Here is a 1,090-nt window from a genome sequence, read left to right on the forward strand (position 1 = left end):
TGTACTCGGTCACTAGGTTGGTGACAGTCGGCTGGTTGGCGGGAGGCCGCCGAGTGCGGTGTGTCGGCGTTGATTGTTGTAGAAGTCGAGCCAGGGTGCCAGTGCATCGGTTCGTGCGGTGTTGGTGAGGAAGATGCGGCTGTAGGCCCATTCGGTTTGCAGGGTGCGGTTGAAGCGCTCCACCTTCCCGTTCTGCCAGGGGCAGTGGGGACGGATGAACACGTGCCGGGCAGACAGGGCGTGCATGGCGTCGCGGACGGCGACGGTGCGGCTGTAGCTGTAGTGGTTGTCGGTCATCACCCGCTCGATGCGGGTGATCCCGAAGGCGGCGAAGTAGCCGGCGGCGCGGTGCAAGAAGGCCGCGCAGGTGGCGCCTTTCTCGTCGGTCAGGATCTCGGAGTAGGCCAGCCGGGAGTGATCGTCGACGAGGGAGTGGACGTAGTCGAACCCGATCCGGGCCTTCTTCTGCGCCCCGGTCTGGCCGTGCTCGCGGCCGTGGGCCTTCCAGCCGCCGCCGTCGTGGATGCGGCCGATCTTCTTCACATCCATGTGCACCAGCTCGCCGGGCCGGTCGCGTTCGTACCTCACGGCGGTGGCCTTGCTGGCTCGGATCACCTGTCCGGTGAGCGGGTCGCAGTCACGCAGGTACGGGACCTGGCGGCGGCGCAGGATCCGTGACACCGTCCGGGCCGGCACGCCGGTCTCGGCGGCCAGCCAGTCCTGTCCCCGGCGCTGTTCTCGTCGTGCCTGAAGCACCTTGGCCTCGAGCTCGGCCGGCGTACGGCGCGGGCACCTGTGCGGCCGCGACGACCGGTCCACCAGACCCGGCTCACCCTCGGCCAGGAACCGCGCGACCCACCGGTGAGCACACTGCCGCGACACCCCCAGCTCTTTGGCCACATGAGCCACCGGCCGCCGGTCACGACAGACCCGCTGAACCAGCAACAACCGACCATACAAATTCAGACGAGCGTTACGGTAGGACACGAAGACCTCCGGACTGGTGAAGACGGCTATCTCCACCGCACTCCGGAGGTCTTCCCTACGTCAACCACCAACCCCAACGTCACCAACGTCTCGGCCGAGTACA

At 67.1% G+C, this 1,090-nt stretch carries 2 protein-coding genes; one reads left to right on the forward strand and one right to left on the reverse strand.

Annotated elements, in window-relative coordinates; translation table 11 throughout:
* Nucleotides 1–12: 12 nt before the first annotated feature.
* Complete coding sequence (locus ACIBG5_RS43630) at nucleotides 13–987, reverse strand: IS481 family transposase (RefSeq protein ID WP_396397995.1); 975 nt, start codon at nucleotides 985–987, stop codon at nucleotides 13–15.
* On the opposite strand from ACIBG5_RS43630, the gene ACIBG5_RS43635 reads away from it, so the two are divergent.
* Nucleotides 901–1,090 (forward strand): hypothetical protein (locus ACIBG5_RS43635; RefSeq protein ID WP_396397996.1); only part of this gene is annotated, 190 nt, incomplete at its 3' end. The genes ACIBG5_RS43630 and ACIBG5_RS43635 overlap by 87 nt on opposite strands.

The sequence above is a fragment of the Kribbella sp. NPDC050241 genome, from assembly GCF_044459685.1.
Taxonomy (GTDB): Bacteria; Actinomycetota; Actinomycetes; order Propionibacteriales; family Kribbellaceae; genus Kribbella.